Origin of the sequence: Moorena sp. SIO3B2, from assembly GCF_010692525.1 — a bacterium.
Classification (GTDB): domain Bacteria; phylum Cyanobacteriota; class Cyanobacteriia; order Cyanobacteriales; family Coleofasciculaceae; genus Moorena; species Moorena producens.
In genome coordinates, this window is the sequence record NZ_JAAHHE010000088.1 from 1 (window position 1) to 15,516 (window position 15,516).

The following is a 15,516-nucleotide window of genomic DNA, read 5'->3' on the forward strand; positions in this document are numbered from 1 at the left end:
GTACTTTGAAGTGATGTCATCGGAAAGTGCCTGAATTTCCAGACGCTCCTCAAACCAGTCGTATACTTTCGAGTCAGTGATTTGCTTAGAAAACATGAGGCCAGAGTTTCCGAAAGGATTTTGCCGTCAGACGTTGAACGTCGGAGTGTTCAACTCCTTAATTTACAACGAATACAGCCTATATGTTACATGATGTTAATTTTAACATGACCTGCTTCATTAATTTGCCGTCAACTCTGGCGGTTACAGCCCAAATATTATACCTGATCGCGGTTACAGGTAACATAACTTAACAAGTACTCTCATAAATTTTTGATCATGCACAAACGAGCCTTCTGGGTTGGACTCTTACTAACCTTCCCAATCATGCTATTGTCTGCCTGGTGGACACCAACAGCAGCTGCCTTCTCTCAGGAGCAAAGGCTTTTTTCCCAAGCTTGGCGGATTGTCTCTCAATCCTACGTTGATGATACCTTTAACCATCAGAATTGGTGGTTGTTACGTCAGAAGACCTTGAAAAAGCGGCTGCCTAATCGTGAAGCTACCTATACGGCCATAGAAAACATGTTAGGGAGTCTTGGGGATCCCTTCACACGATTGCTCAGACCCGACCAATATCATAGTTTGCAAATCAGCACCTCTGGTGAACTCTCCGGTGTCGGGCTACAAATTGCCATTGATGGGGAAACTGGTGAGTTAGAAGTAATCACCCCAATTGCTCAATCACCAGCAGATTTAGCCGGTATCCGAGCACGGGATCACATCCTAGAAATTGATGGCATGTTGACTAGGGAAATGACTCTCGATGAAGCGGCAGCACGGATGCGTGGACCAATTGGTACAACAGTTACCTTGAAAATTCAAGGCCAGAAAGAACAGCCAAAATTGGTGGAAATAGTGCGCGATCGCATTTCCCTAAACCCAGTGTATTCAGTCCTCGATACCCAGGAAAATAGAGACCCAGTCGGTTATATTCGTCTGTCTCAATTTAGTGCTAACGCCCCAATGGAAGTTGCCCACGCCGTTGCTAAACTCAAGGAGATGGGTGCAGATGGCTATATTCTTGATCTCAGGAATAATCCAGGGGGTCTATTGCAGGCAGGTATTGAAATTGCTCGCCTCTGGTTAGATGAAGGCACTATTGTTTACACCGTTAACCGCCAAGGCACCATTGGTAGCTTTGAAGCCTATGGTGACGCTCTTACGGAAGACCCCTTGGTTGTATTAGTTAATCAAGGCAGCGCCAGTGCTAGTGAGATTCTAGCTGGCGCTTTACAGGACAATGGTAGGGCAAAGCTAGTCGGGGAAAAAACCTTTGGCAAAGGGTTAATTCAGTCCTTATTTGAACTAATAGATGGCTCAGGATTAGCAGTTACCGTTGCCAAGTACGAGACCCCCAATCACCGGGATATTAATAAATTAGGGATTGAGCCAGACTTGGAGGTGCCTTTAGAAGCAATTACTATTAGCCAAGTGGGGACAGAAGCAGATAGTCAGTATCAGGAAGCAATCAATTTGTTAACATCTGATCCTTTTCTAGCTAAGGCAAGTTAGATTATCTGTAGATCAGGGCGTCAGAGCCTCAGGGCCTCAGATATATAACGCTTCTGGGTTTTCAAACTTCGCCCTTACGTCTGATAAACCCTCGTAAGCTTGGTCAATCACGCCTTTGCCTCGCAAAAAACCAGTATTGGCACCAGGACAGATAAATTGAAGAGTCTCTGGGGTAAAACGCTCAAGCAAAGATTGCACATTCCGAATCTGTCTCGGCCAATGAAATGTTTTCGGGGTTCGCAGGGGCAACAGTTCTCCCTGTTTACTAGGAAGCAAATGACGCCCAGAAAATAGCACACCCCCGGCACCAGTGTAGTAAAGACAAGAAGAACCAGGAGAGTGACCAGGAGTCCAAATGACGTAGCAGTAGGGATTTATAGTCAACTCCTGGTGAAATGTAACTACCTCCAATCCCGGCAGTAAGTAAGCCTCTTGTTCTTGAATCAGGACTTGGCACCCCATACTCTCCTGAATTTCCTTTGCTTTACCAATACCACCCCGATGGGTAATAAATAGTAATGAGACTCCCCCTTGCTCACGCAAAAATTCTTGGTTAGTCTCATTCCAGGCAGGACAATCAATCAATAGGTTGAAGGAATTTCCTACAATAATATAAGCCGTACCACCTAACGTATCTCGATTGGGTGGAAAAGCAAAAATGGTATCTAGAACAAGGCGTGGTGGCTTGGATGCAGCAGGTTGCTGATTAGACGATGCGCTTGGCGTAAGAGAAAAATCGCCTTTTGCTGGAGGATCGGGTTGCACAATGCTTGTAGTTTAATTGTAGTTTTTAGTAGACGGTGTGATCTTTCATCATGGAACTCTGGCTACTCCCATTTACATTTATTTTACTCGCTGTGATTACCTACTTCGTTATCCAGCGCACCGTTGCCAGCCTCACCCGGACACCAGTATGGTTACTGTGGCTGGTAATGATGACTCCACCACTAGTCTGGATTGGTTGGACTCTGTTCAATGGTAAGAACACACCAATACCACCAGCCCTATTGCTCGGTCCATTTGTGATTTGCTTGCCGTTGTACTGGCTGCTGATTCAGTGGGGACGCCCAGCTCCCAATTCAACCATGACCAAAGACAATCCGACTAAAACAAGTACCTCAGACCCGGTCGCCAAAATTGCATCGGCAACTGAAAAGTCAAGCCTTCGTCCCATTACTAAAGAAGAAGAAAAAGACCTCAGAAATTGTTTTCCCTGGGGAATCTACTATCTCCAGAATATTGAGTACCGACCTCAAGTAGTGTTGTGTCGCGGCAAACTGCGCACTAACCCAGAGCAAGCCTACCGTACCGTGCGGTCAAATATAGAAGCCGAGTTTGGCGATCGCTTCTTCGTAGTCTTTCAAGAAAGCTTTAGCGGCAAACCCTTTTTTGCTCTAGTGCCCAATACCAAAAAATCAACCAAACCTTACAGGGGGTCTGAATCATTAACGCGACCTGGTTTAGCATTGGGGCTGATGGTGATTACTTTGTTTACCACCACCTGGATGGGCACTCAGATAACTGGGGTGTCGGAAAATCCCCTGACTGACCCAGCAGTTTTACTGCAAGGACTGCCCTATGCCCTGGCCTTAATGGCAATTCTCAGCATTCATGAACTCGGTCATTATTTCGCCGCAATGGTTTACAAGGTGCGTACAACTCTGCCTTACTTTATCCCCATACCCTTTTTATTCTTGGGAACATTGGGAGCATTTATTCATATACGCTCTCCTGTTCCTAACCGTAAAGCCTTATTTGATATAGGCATTGCTGGTCCACTAGTCGGTTTAGTGGTTACCCTACCAATCCTAATGTGGGGATTAGCCCATTCCACTGTAGTGCCTTTGTCTGACTCTTCAGGAATCTTGAACCTAGAATCCCTCGATCCCCGATTTTCCCTTTTGCTAAGCTTACTAAGTAAATGGGCATTGGGCAGTGAATTTGTCTCCAACACAGCCATTAACCTTCATCCTGTGGCAGTCGCTGGTTATGTCGGTTTAGTTGTTACTGCTTTCAATTTAATGCCAGTCGGACAACTGGATGGTGGACATATCGTCCATGCGATGTTGGGTCAAAGAACTGGTATGACCATTGGTCAGATTACCCGGCTGTTAATGATGCTCCTAGTATTTATCCAGCCAGAATTACTCCTGTGGGGAATTATTCTTTTATTCATGCCAGTGGCAGATGAACCAGCCCTTAATGATGTTTCAGAACTTGACAACTGGCGAGATTTGTGCGGAATTATAGCCTTGTTGATTTTAGTCACTATTATTTTGCCAGTACCAGGAACAATCACTAAATTGTTAACTATTTAGTCAGATCGTGTCCCGTTAAAATTTAAAATTGAGGAGTGATAATTGAGAATATAAAATTGTTAATTGTGAATTGGTTGATATTAAAAGTTAACAATTAAAAGTTAACAATTAATAATTAACAATTGAATAAAGTGGTTGTCATAGAAATGAGGTACACAGGATTTTTTTCCTGTTCTCTTTTCCCTACTCCCTACTCCCTACTCCCTACTCCCTACTCCCTACTCCCTACTCCCTATTCCCTGTTCCCTATTCCCTGTTCCCTTTGCTATATAATGACTAATGACAAACAACAAGTAAATGTTATCGGTGGTGGATTAGCGGGTACAGAAGCCGCTTGGCAAATTGCTCAGGCTGGAGTACCAGTGGTGTTGCACGAAATGCGACCAGTGCGACTATCCCCGGCTCATCATACGGTCGAATTGGCAGAACTAGTATGTAGTAATTCCTTTGGTGCTAAGTCAAGCGATCGCGCTGCGGGTTTGTTGCACGAAGAATTGAGACGCCTTGGTTCAATTATTATTGGCAAAGCTGATCAACATGCTGTTCCAGCTGGGGGTGCCTTAGCTGTAGACCGAGCAGTATTTAGTCGGGAATTGACGGAAACCTTAGCTAGTCATCCCCTGATCGAGTTGCAGCGGGAGGAAGTTCCGCAAATTACTACCACAGGGGTGGTGGTACTTACAACCGGTCCGTTGACTAGTCCTGCTTTAGCCGAAGACCTGCAACAGTTCACTGGTTTAGAATACTTTAGTTTTTTTGATGCCGCATCACCGATTGTAGTGGGGGAATCCATCAATCGTGATATTGCCTTTATGGCATCCCGGTATGACAAAGGAGAAGCTGCTTATCTTAATTGTCCCATGAATCGGGAACAGTATCGTCACTTCTGGGAAGAACTGTGTGCAGCTCAAAAGGCAGAATTGAAAGACTTTGAGCAAGAAACTGCTAAATTTTTTGAAGGGTGCCTACCGATTGAGGAGATGGCTCGTCGGGGGGAAGATACTATGCGTTACGGTCCTCTGAAGCCAGTGGGACTGTTTGATGCCCGTAAGGGAGACTTCCGCGCCCCAGAAAATCAGCACCAGCGTCCTTATGCTGTGGTACAGCTGCGACAGGAAGATAAAGCAGGTCAGCTGTGGAATATGGTGGGATTCCAAACCAATTTGCGCTGGGGTGAGCAGAAACGGGTATTTCGACTGATTCCGGGTTTGGAAGAAGCAGAGTTTGTGCGCATGGGAGTGATGCATCGGAACACGTTTCTCAATGCTCCTGAGTTATTGCAACCAACCCTACAGTTCAAAAAACGGTCTACTTTGTTGGCAGCTGGTCAATTGGTAGGAACAGAAAGTTATACAGCAGCAGCTGCGGGAGGGTGGCTGGCTGGTACCAATGCGGCGCGACTGGTATTGGGATTGGAACTGGTAACGATGCCACCCACTACGATGATGGGAGCCTTGTTTGACTTTATCAGTTCCGCATCACCTAAGCATTTTCAGCCTATGCCACCAAATTTTGGCATTTTACCCGAATTGCCAGTGCGGATTAAGAATAAGCGAGAACGGTATGGAGCATATCGCGATCGCGCTTTGGCAGATCTTGATGGTTGGTTGAGTAGGCTGCGCGTATCAGCAGCATAAAAACTCTTATATTCCAACAACATAACTTTGACTTATTCTGACTCGAAGCTCCTGAATTAAGATTACTAAATTTTAGAGCTTTTAAGTGAAGGTGCAAGATATTAGAATGGGTAATGGCTTGGAAGTAATCATAGTTACCCATTTACCATTACCCAATTTTTACAAGACTGATGTTCCCGGATCTAATATCAGTATCATTCAATTGATATTTACCAATTAAGTGCGGGATAGCTCAGGTGAAATACCTGTTTTATTAGGATCCAACTCTTGTTCCTGAACTAAACTATCTTTTTTTCTAGAACTCTTCTCCAGATTAGCAATCGGGGCAACAATTGGCCAAAAAATGCTTGCTATCGTCAACACTATCCAAGAAGAGCGGATTTGATCAGGAGATAAATTAGTGTCTTTCTGGAACGCTTGAAACCAGATCGAGAAAAAGTAGAGAGCGCCAGAAACGTAAAATCCTGCTAGTACCGTCATAACGAAATTCAATCCTAATATTGCTTTAATTACAAGTTTTCAGTCGGTCTGATTGACTGAAAAGGCGAGATGATATCAAGTCCGGTTAATTACTGGTTTGTTAACTATTCCTAGGTGGGCTTGACCCATTAAGAATTAAATTCGCTCAAAGCGCCTTCGGGTCGCACCTCTGGATGTTTGGTAATGGTAAATAGGGAATCGTCAACTACTAATTTCCAATTACGAATTACCAATTACCCGATCAGGGATATAATCATTATTTGACCGGATTTGAAATTATCTGCCTTGGTCGTCATCTCCCAAAAAACGATAAAAAACGCTATATATACTGTACTTCACGGCATTGAAACCCGCTGTATACTTGATTTCCCTTACTTAAATAGACTAGAGGGCTGAGGTTTGCGCTGAGGTTGTTGCTAGGGTTTGTGGTGTTTACTTTGGTGTATGATTCCCCAGCTCAAATACCTTAGATACCTACATAGTACAGACCAGTCCCCATAATGACAACACTAATCGTTTCCCTTCAGTCTTCACTATCGGCCAGTGGTAGTAGATAATATCCAAGGAGTGTTTGACTTTCGTCAGCATAAATTGATTTACAACCGTTGACAGCTGTATTCGGGAATTTTTTCGATGATTGTTCACAATACTGAGATACTCTGTGGTTAAGGAAATTCGGCAGAGGGGAACCTATACCAAAAACCTCAACGCTTTTGGTAGGGTTAGGGATTGGTATGGCTTACACGGAATAGGGAGAGTTTGTCTAGGCTGTGTGCTTTGGCTGCTAATCGTCACAATTCCAGCAAGTACTGCGCCCTCAACCAACCCAGAAGCAATCAACCCAGGAGCAGTTAACCCAGGAGCAGTAGATACCCTGGAACAGATACAGAAACATATTGAGCAGCAACGGTCTACTATTATTAAGGAAAGCGATCGCATATCCAATGTCGAGCAATCTGCCCAGAAGAAGCTGGGTGTGATTGAGCTTAATCTCAAGTCTACTGATACGGCTAACCAGGATTACAATGGGCAAATCCAACTCGCTAACCAGCGTCTAGACCAGTTGCAGGAGGATTTAGCAATTGCCGAGAGCAGCTATTACCAAAAGCGGGCTGCAATCATTGCTCGACTGCGTTTTCTACAGCGCCAGCCCACGGCTGAAGTTGGGTCGAATATCCTGCTCAAGAGTCAAGATATCAACGAATTTCTGGCTCAACGCCGCCGATTGAAGTTAGTCTATCAAACAGACCAGCAAATCTTAACTAGTTTAAAAGCTGAAGCCGACAGCATTAACCAACGCAAAACCGAGATAGAGGCTCAGAAAAACCGAGTTTCCCTACTTAAACAGCAACTCCTAGCCAAAAAGAAGCAGTTTGAAGCCCAGCTGAAGACACAGCAACAACTGATTGAGCGACTTAACTCTAACCGAGAAGCTTTAGAAGCATCCCAAGCGCAGTTAGCAGAAGATTCTAAAAATCTTGTGATCTTGATTCAACGAGAGATTGCCCGTCAAAACAAGATTGCGGCAGCTAGGAAGGCAAGGCTTCGCAAAACGGTTATTTTTAATACTGGTCAGCTGCTTTATCCCAGTAATGGCTCCATTACCAGCAGTTTTGGTTGGCGACGTCACCCCATTCTAGGCACATCTCGCTTCCATTCTGGGATTGACTTTGGGGCTAGTTATGGCAGTACTATTCGAGCAGCAGATAGCGGTACAGTAATTTTTGCCGGTTGGTATGGTGGTTATGGCAATACAGTAATTATTGACCATGGCGACAGTATTGCTACCCTATATGGTCATGCCAGTAGAATCTTGGTGAGTAAGGGAGAATCGGTCAAACGAGGAAATGCGATCGCAACCGTTGGGTCTACGGGTTTCTCTACCGGTCCCCACCTCCATTTTGAGGTTCGTAAGAACGGTGAACCTGTCGATCCGACCAGTTATCTGTAGCTGATGGCACTTGCTAGGACAGATTTCAAACAGTTTACACTTTTCCGTGCTCAAGTGGTGTATAATAAATAATTGCAATAGTGTGCTATTATCAAAGCTAATCAAATAGATTAACGCTTGATATATTCACTCAAGCATAAGGGCGCGTAGCTCAGTGGATAGAGCACCAGATTCCGGTTCTGGGTGTCGGGGGTTCAAATCCCTCCGTGCTCGTTTCGATAAGTTGATCTAGCAATCCTACTTGTATTCTATGAAGGGATAGCTCTGGCGTTAAGCACGACCAGAGGTTAACTGCCGTGAAAGTTGTAGATTTACTTATTATTATTCAGTTAAAAAATAACAATTAACAATTAACAATTAACAAAATTCCCCTAACCATAATAGACATCTCCAGAAACTCGGTTTTGACCCAGGCAGTGCAAGGGTTTGAGGTTAATTTTTGGAGATGTCTAATAAGATTTTGATTAACTGAACTTCCCATCACTGTCTATCCTAGAGCCAATCATGAACCTTCGAGACTTAGTGACGTGGCTAAAAGAAGGAACTGATCTGAGTATTTTGACTCAGGAAGTGTTACAGAATCTAGCACCTAAGCTGGAAGAGCGGATATGCGGTGCAAACCAAACCTTAGTGCTAGCCAACACCCCTGCCGTAGGATTATATATTCTCCGCTCAGGTGCAACATTTAACCTGTACAAACCTACTTACAAGCAGATAGGACGATGGTATAGCATTAGTTTTAACTAATGGTTGTTGCCGACAAAGCAATGCCAAAGACAAAGCGCTAATTTTCTTGATGGAGGCTCTCGGCCTACTCTTAAACCGCACTGTAACTTCACTCAGTCCATTATTTTACGTCGCTTAACTTACGACCAGCTGCCTTCGCTTTTAGTTCTTCGTTGGGCGGTAGTGTTCGCTTGTTAAACAAGTTACTGACTGATTTCATTGTAAGAGCATGAATAGTGTTTGACAAGGTTTAGGGCAGAAAATTCGTGTTTTTGTTGGACCTCTTGCACAGTCAAGGAACCAATAGGAGAGTCATCGATAAAAACAGACACTTGTTCCGACAGTTTGTAATCTTGAAATTGCTGATAGGTTGGCGTTGTATATATATCAATAGGTTGGGTATAAACTTCGAGTTGCTTGTCGATCAGATTGACAATCCAATAAACTGAAATACCTGCACGAGCATAGATGCGTTTCTTCAACGTTCGGTCTCGTTCTAGGGTGGAGTCGGCAATTTCAACCACTAAAGCTAAGTCTGACGCACCAGGATGGCGGTCAAGATAATCGCGAGTATCGCCTTTAACAATCACGATATCCGGTTCTGGCTCACTATTGTCTAAAGTAATTGGTTCTTGTGCATCTACGTACCATCCGTTTGGAATAATCGCTTCCAGTGCATTCCGAGTTAGTTTAGTAGAGGCACGATGTGGTGGATTTTTCGGCATTTTAGGAATGAGCCACCCTTCCAGCAGTTCCACTGGGTCATCTTCGCCCAGGATACCCCAGCGAATCATCTGGTGGTATTGTTCAACCTTAAAGCGCCAGACCGGTTCCGTTGGTACCGCTAAAGGCTGTTCAAAGTTTTTTCCCCTCGATTGAGTAGAGACAGACACAAGGTTACGACTTCTTGTTTTTGCCTTTTATCGTAGCATTGCAAAGCCTAAGAGATTGCCCCAAATCTTAATTGGGTGAGGAACTTTCGTTCTGGGTTAATGGCAGTAGGGAGTAGGGATTGCTAAAATTGAATGTACCTCATAAATATGATCAACGCTATTTTTTTAAATCAGTATATGTAAGCATTCAGCCGTCAGCTATCAGCTATCAGCTAGCAGCTATCAGCTAGCAGCTAGCAGGCGCTTTAACTGAACGGAGTCGGATGAGTAAAACGAGCAGAGATTTTCAACCAACCGTACCAGCCCGTAAGCTTGTTTACTACCTCCCGTTGATTAGCTGACGGCTGACGGCTGATAGCTGAATACTTACCAGTATATACTAAAGCCACTGACACCAGATAAATGATCTCGGGGTCCCTATAAAAATGCCACAACTCAAAACTAAAACTCTACTTACCCTGGAAGAATTTCTGGCAATGCCTTCGACCGATGTAACCTATGAATTAGTTGAGGGGCTTCCAGTACCGAAAATGTCTCCTAAACGTTTTCATGCTAGGGTAACTGGTGCTTTATATACACTTTTGGATCAGTGGTGTCAGGAAAAGGGTGAAGTCAATCCAGAGTGGGCAATAGCCTTGCAACGTCACGGTCAAAACTGGGTACCTGTGCCTGATTTAACCTACATTTCTGTTCAGCGTCTGCCCTCAGAAGTTATAGAAGATGAGGCTTGTCCAGTACCTCCAGAGTTAGCCATTGAAATTATCTCACCGGGACAAACTTTTGGCCAATTAGCCGAGAAAGCAACGGATTATTTAGAAGCGGGAGTATTACGAGTTTGGGTTGTTGATCCTCAGGCGAGAAGTATCACAATTTTTTATCCAGATGCGCCACCACGGACTTATACCAAAGCTGCGCTGATCACTGATTCGCTTTTTGAAGGATTGGAACTTACTCCGGAGCAAGTGTTTGGGAAAGCGAGGTTACCTAAGAAGGGTTAATTAGTCAAAATCAATAAAAGTTATGTTGTTGAAATAACCAAAATTATAAGAATAGTTTAACAAAAAAAATACCTAAAAATTATTAGTGATGTTCCCTATTCCCTGTTCTCTGTTCCCTGTTTCCTATTTCCTCTTAAACACTTATGGAGCAATTGTTAATTGCCAATTAGGAATTGACAATTAACAACCTAAAATCAAACTACCCGATAGAGAAAACTTAGAGTTGCCCAAGTATTGACATCCAAGGCGTAGGAATCAGCACCTATACTGAGGGAAGAATCTAGGGAATTTGCACTAGCATTGTGTATGTCTTGCAGCACCGCCTGGGCTACGTCCAAGGGGTTAAACAAATCATCAATTGGTGCTCCGATTCCGCGACGAGATGGCACAGCGTCGAGAGCTGTAGCGGCCTGAGTGAAGGGGGAGCGACTGCAAATCAGTTGCATTTCCACCAGTCCACTAGGACCTGAGACAATCCCACCAACAGAAGCTACAGCTGATGGCAGGGTTAGAGTTTCCCCAGGAGCAATTACGGCATTTGTGATAAATGCAGAGTTTTCTGAAGTCTGTGATGTTTCCAAAAATGGCAGTTCATATAGTGCGATCGCATTGCCATTGGTATTAAAGCCTAATAGCAAGAAATAGATCGGTTGGTCACCGTAGTTTTCGATCTGATAATGGAGACGACTCCCAATCGGCAAGATCGGAACACCTGCTCCTGCCACAGTTTCCGTCAACTCACCCTGAGATTTAGCTTCCCCCTCACCTACGAAACCTACCCGTGAGGAGGAAGCCGTCCGTAATGTTTCGAGTTGCATCACTACCTTTTGCTCTGGTTCAACCATGTCCAGGGATACCCGAATACCTAGACCGGAAGACCCATCATTTGCGGTTAGACGCAGCAATTTTGCGGCCAGCAAGGTGTTCAGTTTACCAGCCAATCCCATAGCTGCTGACTTCACGGCTACCCCAGCTTCTCCAACTCCATTGGGTATGGGTTCACCGTCTAGATAGAAGATTCCATAACCCCCTCCTCCACCATTTGTGGAAGAGAGTGCTTTCCCAAACAAATAATCAGCCGGTTGTTCCCCTGCTTGCACTACCGATGCAGCAGAGATACCAGAAAAGGCACTGGTAGCATCTACTCGCTCAATTCGTTCTAGGTTCCCATCCAGAGCTACCGTTAGACCAATATTACGGGGTAACACCCGGACAGCTTCTTGCACCAGCTGCCCAACTTGTAGCTGATTGTTATTATCAGTAGTACCACCAATAAATTTTGCCTTAGCAGTCAGACCATCTTGAGACGTTATTTGTAGTTGGGAGACTCCCGATTTAGCACCGACTAATTCCAATACAGACAATACAGAGTTGTTGCTATAGTAATCCACAACTGTTGCTGGTAATCCTGCTAACCACAACTGTGCAGTTTGACCATTATCTTCCACGGCAGTGACCACACCATCCGCTCCCATGCTAGGGTCAGCAGGGAGATAATAGGTAGGTATTGGCTCAAGACTACTTTGACCTCCTAGCTTTGGCTGTTGCTGTGTACCTGTCAGTTGATTAACCATCACACCAGCGTGAGTCAGGCTCACCTGACTTGTCGTTGTTGGTATTGCCTGCCACAGATACTGAGTAAGACCATAGCTAAATAAGCCAGCACTGAAACTATTCCATTTAGCCTCCATTGCTATTTGATTTGGTTCAGCAGCCGTGAGCACCATACCTGCCATCGGATTCATCGATCCAGGAACAACCGAGACGGATTGCCGGTTTACAATCCCTTTCCCAGAATCCTGTATCCGCCGCCGCAGTTCCTCTTGAAAAGCCAGTTCGTCCCGACTAGCCTCTCGGGCTGGTCGGTTAGTACTAGAGCGTACCTTAATATTTCCTTGGAGGAGGCTATCAGCTACGGTGTAGCTAGTATCAAGTACTGTAGTGACTTGGTCAGTGAAGAGCGATCGCAATAGCAAAACTAGCGTTTCTTCCAGTAAATCGTTGGCTACCTTAGGATTTTTTTTGGTAAGGCTCCCATCTACTGGAACCAAGCTATTTTGAAGTGCAACAGACCTATCGGTTTGATATCCTGGAGATAGCTTAACCTGGCTACCGAAGCCACTGAAGTGGAAGACTACCACATCACCCGCTTTCGCTTGCTCAGTCAGATGTTCAATAAAAGCCGTTTCAATATTTTTGCGAGTCGCTTGGTCATCTTTAAGTATAAGTATATCCTTCGGGTTGAAGCCAAACCGATGAATCAATAGTTCTTGTTGTAGTTCTACATCAGTAACACAGCCATCCAATAGTGTGCTACGAGGATACTTGTTGATACCCACTAGTAGGGCTAACTTTCGCCCAAGGGGTTGTGCTAATACTTGGAAGTAACGGTCTATTCCAGGAACAGCTAAACCACTATTCCCTAGGAGGGATAGTAATGTTTCACTTACTCCTAATGTTGCCAATCCCAAACTAGCTTTTTGCAGAAAAGTCCGGCGATTAAGTCCCATATCCGCGCTTCAGCTTTCAGATTTCAGCTATCAGCCTACCAGGATTGGGGCTCCCACGGCCACAAGCTGTGGGATTTCCAGTTCAGCTAGTTCACTAGTTCACTAGTTAAAGCTTGAACGCGACGCGCGTGCCTATTGGCCAAGGTTAGACGGTTGAAGGTTGAAGGTTATTTGGTTTAAGGTTACAGGTTACAGGTTATTTGGTTTAAGGTTACAGGTTACAGGTTATTTGGTTTAAGGTTACAGGTTACAGGTTATTTGGTTTAAGGTTACAGGTTACAGGTTATTTGGTTTAAGGTTTGGAATATAACCGCCTAACCAAATAACCAAATAACCGCGTCACCGGCAACCTTCAACGGTTTAACCTCCAACCTTCAACCTTCAACGGTCTAACCTTCAACCTTCAACGGTCTAACCTCCAACCTTCAACGGTCTAACCTTCAACGGTCTAACCTTCAACCTCCAACCTTCAACTTTCAAGCTTCAACGGTCTAACCTTCAACGGTCTAACCTTCAACCTTCAACCTTCAACCTTCAACCTTCAACCAAATAACCTCCAACCTTCAACCTTCAACGGTCTAACCTTCAACCTTCAACTCGTCTCGTGCATTGCCTTAGCCAGTTCTGCTGCCACTTCAGGTCGGGAAAATTCCGGTGGTGGTAACTCTCCCTGACGTAGCATTTTCCGTACCTTAGTACCGGATAAATGAATCCTCTGCTCCGGTGTACTTGGACTAGTCTTGGCAGTAGCCATACCCTGGGTGCGAGTGCAGTAGAAGGCGTGCTCAAACTTCATCGGCATGATCCCCAACTCACCTGGCTCAAACTCACCAAAAATGTGTTGGGCATCATAGGTACCGTAATAGTCTCCCACACCAGCGTGATCCCGTCCTACAATGAAATGGGTACAGCCATAATTCTTCCGTACCAAAGCATGGAAAATGGCTTCTCTTGGGCCAGCATAACGCATGGCAGCAGGGTTAATTGCCAGAATCACTCGGTTATTGGGAAAATAATTCTCCAACATGATTTCATAGCAACGCATGCGCACATCGGCTGGGATGTCGTCGCTTTTAGTAGCACCCACTAAGGGATGAAGGAGTAGACCGTCTACAGTTTCTAGAGCGCACTTGATGATATATTCATGAGCCCGATGAATGGGATTACGGGTTTGGAAACCTACCACTGTTTTCCAACCCCGTTCCGAGAACATGGCTCTCGATTTTTCTGGATCGATTTGGTAGGGGGGAAACTGGGGATGGGGTAACCGTTCCAGTAACCATACCGAACCAGCTAAATTAATCTCTCCCTGGTCATACACGACTTTCACACCAGGATGCTTGTCTTCATCAGTGCGGTAAACTTGCACTGCTTCATGGGTTTTGTCGTAAGGATATTTTTCCGTCAGTTCTAATACACCAATAAACTGACCACTGGTATCATCCAAACGGACTAACCCCCCCTCTTGCAGAGGGGCAGCTACTTCAGAGGTAACCGAGAGGGTGATTGGAACTGACCACGGTAGGTTATTGGCGAGACGCATCCGGTCTACCACTGATTGGTAGTCTTCTTTCGTCATGAAGCCAGTCAGAGGACTAAAGCCACCGATAGCAATCATTTCAAGGTCGCTGACAGCCCGTTTATCTAATGTGACTCTGGGCAGAAATTCAGCTTTCTCCAAAAATTCCTGCCGTTGTTCGGGTGTAGCGATACGGTTGACCAGTTGACCACCGTGAGCTGGGATAGTTTGTGAAGGATGGCTTAACACCGGGCTTTGCATACTCTAGGAATAATAATTAGATTCTACAATTGTCTCAAGAATTGTCTCAAGATACGACTCCCACTCTAAAGCGTGTAGGTGGGGTGCTTTAGTTAACGTATAAAGATTTTGCTTCAAGTACTAGAAATATAATTTAACTCTTCCAGCTTTTTGATAACTTTGTCCACACTTTCTGATAATTCTTCTTTATCAGTGCGACATTCTACCTCCGGATTTAATGGTGGCTCATAGGGGTCATCTATACCAGTAAAACTCTTAATTTCTCCAGCACGAGCTCGTTTGTAAAGTCCTTTGACATCTCGGCCTTCGCAAACGTTTAGGGGAGCATTAACATAAACTTCTACAAATTCACCAATCCGTTGCTTAACCTCCTCTCGAATTTCGCGGTAAGGGGATATCGCAGAGACCAAGACAATAACTCCATTGCGGGTTAAAAGATGGGCAACAAAGCCAATGCGGCGAATGTTTGTATCCCGGTCTTCTTTACTGAATCCGAGTCCTTTGGTTAAGTTCTGACGGACGATATCCCCATCCAAGACTTCCAGCTTGCATCCTTGGGCGTTTAGTTTTTCTTCTAATGCCTTAGTAATAGTGGTCTTTCCAGCACCACTAAGACCAGTTAACCATACTGTAACACCACGATGTTCCATGAACTCTATTTACCTCCTA

General features: G+C 44.7%; 13 protein-coding genes, 1 tRNA gene and 1 pseudogene. 7 read left to right on the forward strand and 8 right to left on the reverse strand.

What is annotated here, in order from left to right; translation table 11 throughout:
* A pseudogene (locus F6K38_RS19030) lies at positions 1-96 on the reverse strand (cytochrome b6); the annotation flags it as partial.
* 222 nt (positions 97-318) lie between these two features.
* On the opposite strand from F6K38_RS19030, the gene ctpA reads away from it, so the two are divergent.
* Positions 319-1,554, forward strand: coding sequence for a carboxyl-terminal processing protease CtpA (ctpA, locus tag F6K38_RS19035; RefSeq protein WP_287249257.1), 1,236 nt, complete (start codon positions 319-321; stop codon positions 1,552-1,554).
* Positions 1,555-1,590: 36 nt separating this feature from the next.
* On the opposite strand, the gene F6K38_RS19040 is transcribed toward ctpA, so the two are convergent.
* Complete coding sequence (locus F6K38_RS19040; protein ID WP_287357144.1) at positions 1,591-2,319, reverse strand: MBL fold metallo-hydrolase; 729 nt, start codon at positions 2,317-2,319, stop codon at positions 1,591-1,593.
* Between the two features lie 50 nt (positions 2,320-2,369).
* On the opposite strand from F6K38_RS19040, the gene F6K38_RS19045 reads away from it, so the two are divergent.
* Together F6K38_RS19045 and trmFO are read left to right on the forward strand one after the other, a co-directional pair.
* Complete coding sequence (locus F6K38_RS19045; RefSeq protein WP_009149166.1) at positions 2,370-3,872, forward strand: site-2 protease family protein; 1,503 nt, start codon at positions 2,370-2,372, stop codon at positions 3,870-3,872.
* 272 nt (positions 3,873-4,144) lie between these two features.
* On the forward strand, positions 4,145-5,509 hold the full coding sequence (gene trmFO / locus F6K38_RS19050) for an FADH(2)-oxidizing methylenetetrahydrofolate--tRNA-(uracil(54)-C(5))-methyltransferase TrmFO (RefSeq protein WP_287249281.1): 1,365 nt from the start codon (positions 4,145-4,147) through the stop codon (positions 5,507-5,509).
* A gap of 216 nt (positions 5,510-5,725) precedes the next feature.
* Here the strand turns inward: trmFO and F6K38_RS19055 are convergent, their stop codons facing one another.
* Complete coding sequence (locus tag F6K38_RS19055; protein ID WP_009149169.1) at positions 5,726-5,989, reverse strand: hypothetical protein; 264 nt, start codon at positions 5,987-5,989, stop codon at positions 5,726-5,728.
* Between the two features lie 772 nt (positions 5,990-6,761).
* On the opposite strand from F6K38_RS19055, the gene F6K38_RS19060 reads away from it, so the two are divergent.
* From F6K38_RS19060 to F6K38_RS19070, 3 genes are all read left to right on the forward strand, one after another.
* Positions 6,762-7,940 (forward strand): murein hydrolase activator EnvC family protein, encoded by a 1,179-nt coding sequence (locus F6K38_RS19060; RefSeq protein WP_009149170.1) that lies wholly within the window; start codon positions 6,762-6,764, stop codon positions 7,938-7,940.
* A 140-nt stretch (positions 7,941-8,080) separates the two neighbouring features.
* Positions 8,081-8,153 (forward strand) — tRNA-Arg (locus tag F6K38_RS19065).
* 291 nt (positions 8,154-8,444) lie between these two features.
* Entirely contained in the window at positions 8,445-8,687 is a 243-nt protein-coding gene (locus F6K38_RS19070; RefSeq protein WP_287265767.1) for a cyclic nucleotide-binding domain-containing protein, read from the forward strand.
* A 182-nt stretch (positions 8,688-8,869) separates the two neighbouring features.
* On the opposite strand, the gene F6K38_RS19075 is transcribed toward F6K38_RS19070, so the two are convergent.
* The gene (locus F6K38_RS19075; protein WP_009149172.1) at positions 8,870-9,559 is read right to left on the reverse strand and encodes a Uma2 family endonuclease; all 690 of its coding nucleotides are present in this window, start codon (positions 9,557-9,559) and stop codon (positions 8,870-8,872) included.
* Between the two features lie 245 nt (positions 9,560-9,804).
* Entirely contained in the window at positions 9,805-9,954 is a 150-nt protein-coding gene (locus F6K38_RS19080) for a hypothetical protein (protein ID WP_154659881.1), read from the reverse strand.
* A gap of 30 nt (positions 9,955-9,984) precedes the next feature.
* On the opposite strand from F6K38_RS19080, the gene F6K38_RS19085 reads away from it, so the two are divergent.
* Complete coding sequence (locus F6K38_RS19085) at positions 9,985-10,557, forward strand: Uma2 family endonuclease (RefSeq protein WP_009149173.1); 573 nt, start codon at positions 9,985-9,987, stop codon at positions 10,555-10,557.
* Positions 10,558-10,751: 194 nt separating this feature from the next.
* On the opposite strand, the gene F6K38_RS19090 is transcribed toward F6K38_RS19085, so the two are convergent.
* The 3 genes from F6K38_RS19090 to cysC form a co-directional block, all read right to left on the reverse strand.
* Complete coding sequence (locus F6K38_RS19090) at positions 10,752-13,067, reverse strand: caspase family protein (protein ID WP_009149174.1); 2,316 nt, start codon at positions 13,065-13,067, stop codon at positions 10,752-10,754.
* 592 nt (positions 13,068-13,659) lie between these two features.
* Entirely contained in the window at positions 13,660-14,847 is a 1,188-nt protein-coding gene (gene sat, locus F6K38_RS19095; protein WP_009149176.1) for a sulfate adenylyltransferase, read from the reverse strand.
* A 113-nt stretch (positions 14,848-14,960) separates the two neighbouring features.
* A complete protein-coding gene (gene cysC / locus F6K38_RS19100; RefSeq protein ID WP_009149177.1) occupies positions 14,961-15,497 on the reverse strand; it encodes an adenylyl-sulfate kinase in 537 nt (178 codons plus the stop codon).
* Between the last annotated feature and the right edge of the window lie 19 nt (positions 15,498-15,516).